This is a genomic window from Acinetobacter sp. ANC_7682 (assembly GCF_056779795.1).
Genome location: NZ_JBWYIQ010000061.1, coordinates 1 through 3145 on the forward strand (window position 1 = coordinate 1; position 3145 = coordinate 3145).

Annotated in this window: 3 protein-coding genes; 1 reads left to right on the forward strand and 2 read right to left on the reverse strand. The window is 34.1% G+C overall.

The genetic code is table 11. The features are described from left to right. Positions 1-597: 597 nt before the first annotated feature. Positions 598-978 (reverse strand): Mpo1-like protein, encoded by a 381-nt coding sequence (locus AC1M9D_RS13855; RefSeq protein ID WP_481612421.1) that lies wholly within the window; start codon positions 976-978, stop codon positions 598-600. A 215-nt stretch (positions 979-1193) separates the two neighbouring features. Between AC1M9D_RS13855 and AC1M9D_RS13860 the strand changes: the two genes are divergently transcribed. Then, entirely contained in the window at positions 1194-2660 is a 1467-nt protein-coding gene (locus AC1M9D_RS13860) for a CYTH domain-containing protein (protein WP_481612422.1), read from the forward strand. Positions 2661-2699: 39 nt separating this feature from the next. Here the strand turns inward: AC1M9D_RS13860 and AC1M9D_RS13865 are convergent, their stop codons facing one another. Beyond that, positions 2700-3026 carry a hypothetical protein gene (locus tag AC1M9D_RS13865; RefSeq protein WP_481612423.1) on the reverse strand — a complete coding sequence of 109 codons (327 nt, stop codon included), beginning with the start codon at positions 3024-3026 and terminating at the stop codon, positions 2700-2702. Between the last annotated feature and the right edge of the window lie 119 nt (positions 3027-3145).

Consider the following 3145-nt stretch of genomic DNA (forward strand, 5'->3'; position numbering starts at 1 on the left):
GAATTAGGTCGACCACTTACCCAAGTTACGCCTTAAATTTGGCTCAATTAGGGGCGCTTTGCATTTCAAATCTTTGTGCAACAAAGCCATTAAAAAAAAATAAATGATGATTTGCATCAAGCCGCTATATTATTAGACAGTATTCCTAGTAATATTCAATCAGATCCATCACTAGAAAATAGAGAAAATATATTACTGATAGGAAAAGCACTAAGTCATATTTTTGAACTCCAAAATAATATTTATAAAATTCGACCAGATTTAAAAAATTAAAAATCAGAAATAATTGTGATTTATAGGATTTTTCTTAAGAAACATAACAGCTTATTTGATAGCACCAAGGTAATAGTCTATTTTTAGCAGTTTTTCTAAATTTAACATTATGCAGATAGTCAGAATAATACCGTTAACTCATCTAACTGAATACGTTAATTTTTTTATTTAATCCCAATATTTATAATTTGGATTTATTTATTGGATTTTAGCCTTCCCTACAGATAATTTAATCATTGTTACAAAATTTTCTGTAGCTTTCTTAAAACTTTTCATGACAAAAAAGCCCAGAATATTCTGAGCTTTTAAAAAAAATATATAAATTTAGCTATCAATTTTATCAAATTTACGGTCTCTAAGGCTCAAATTACCTCGTAGAATATCTGACAACATTCTCCAGTCTGAAATAAAGCTATACAACGGTTGTTTAAAGCTTGCAGGCTTATTTTTTTCAAAAACAAAGTGCCCCACCCACGCGCATGCATAACCTGAAACTAATCCGTAGACTAAATATTTAGCTTTACGCTGACGAATCGCTTGAGTAAAAAAATAAATACCGATTGAGCTACCTGCTGCATGTAAACGACGACTCATAATGCTGCGGTGTTCAGTCAAATAAAAACGATAAAATTCTGAGTAATTTTTGATGGGTAATTGAAATTTGGATTCTTCTTGCGATGAAGATGGCTCTACATAAGCATTCATTGTTTTGTTCCTGTCCTTTTTTTGACCACCATAATTCAAAAAATCGCACTTGAAAAGCTTATCTTACAAATATTGTGATTAATCATTCATTCAATTAAATGTAAGTGAATTGTCAAGATTGTGGTTCTAACTGAATCAGTTACAATCCCCTTTAAATTAAAAGGCAATGAAATGTCTTACTTCTATGAAAATGATTGATCAATTAGGAAAATCAGATGCTTGAAATTGAATTAAAGTTTCAGATCCCAGAAGCTCGACGGAATGCGATTTTAAAAGCAATCGATCCAAAAAAGTCTGAACTCATTCAAATGCAAGCAAAATACTATGACACTCCTGATCGCCTACTCTCTCAGCATGGGATAGCCATTCGACAACGTCTTGAAAATACCAATTGGGTTCAAACCTTAAAAGCGACGAAAAGTAATAGTCATTTACACCGTTTCGAACATAATCATGATTTAGGTAATCTTGAGGCTGCACCGAATTTGGATCTATCTATTTATTCAGATGATTCCGAAGCTTATAAGGTCTTGAATGACGCATTAAAAGGTGATTTTGACCAATTAGTCTTGCAGTTTGAAACAGACATTCAACGTACAGTCCGAGTGATTAGCTTTGAAGATACTGAAATTGAAGTGTGTCTAGATATTGGCGTTGTACGATCAGGTGATCGAGAACATGAGATTCATGAAGTAGAGTTTGAATTCAAACAAGGAAAAGTTGAAACATTACTAGCGTTTAGTTTTGAGTGGGTCAAAAAATATCAACTTTGGCTAGATGTTCGAAGTAAAGCTGAGTTTGGAAATTTATTGGTTTCAAATTTAGTTGTAAGCCCAGCGCGAACTGAAAAAGAATGGATCGTTGCAAAAAAAGAAAGCGCAGAAAAAACTATTCGAATGATGATCGGTCATCATATGCAACATTTGCTGCCGAATATTGCTGCGATTTCTGCGGAAGTGGCTGAACAGGAACACATCGAACAAGCACATATTGCTTTGAACTATTTGTTTTTAAGTCTATCTATTTTTAAAGACTGGACATCAAAGAGCACAGATAAATGGGCACATCAGTTATCTGCATTTAAAAGTCATTTTGAAAACCTAAAACATTATGAGCATATGCAACACACCTTAGGCGCTATTCTGCAAAACCCTAAAACTGCTGAAATGCTAAGTAAAGATGTGCTCTACGCCCGAGAAAAATTAAACAACTTAGTCAAATCTACCCAAAACGTTCAACACTATCTTGAACTTTTGATTTTTAGTTTAGGCAATTCCAAGAAGGTGCAAACCCAAGACCTCAAAACCTATGCTCAAAATACGCTTCAACAGCAGTATAAAGTTTTACAGGAATGTCTGAATGAAGCTGATCCTTCTAACTTTGAAAGTCTTGACCAATTGGCAATACATTTAAGTGAATTAAAATTCAGTTTCCCAGTCTTAACACAAATTTTTGATGTGAAGAATTTACAAAAATACGGCAAGGCGCTTAATGATGCACATTATGCAGCTGAACAATATCAAGTATTGTCTTCCTCATCATCCTACTTACAGCAAACAGAATTAGAAGCCAGTGACTGGTTCGCCTTAGGTTGGTTGACGGCAAAGCAAGAAATTTACGCTGAAAAACTTTTGGAAGCGACTGAACAATTCCTAGTCAGTCGAAAATTTATCAAGTCATAAAATTCAAGTCAGAACTTTTCGTCAATGAGAAGTTCTGACTTAAAAACAATCCCAAGTTTGCATCGCCATGTGTACAACACTTTCCAATTGTTCAAAAGTTGCTCCATCACGTGCTTGCAAGCTTAGCCCTTGTAAAATCGTCATATAATAATCTGTCATTGCCTGAATATTAGTTTGTGCACTAATTTCACCTGAGGCTTGGGCAGCTAATAATTTTTCAATTAAATTCGATTTAGATAGCTGTCTTTTTTCCGAAATTGATTGTTGTATTTGTTGATTTTGAATCGAACAGTTCATTGTCGACACGACCAACATACATCCTTTTGGTTTGTCTTCTTGCACCAGTCGTTTTAGATTTTCAATCAAATAGAGTTCCATGGCTAATTTTATGGAATGTGATCCTAGACAGTATCGTGGACAACAAATCCCTCTAAATTCTTAAAATATTTCTGTTCAAAGGCTTCTGGGCTTAACCAGCCGTTTGC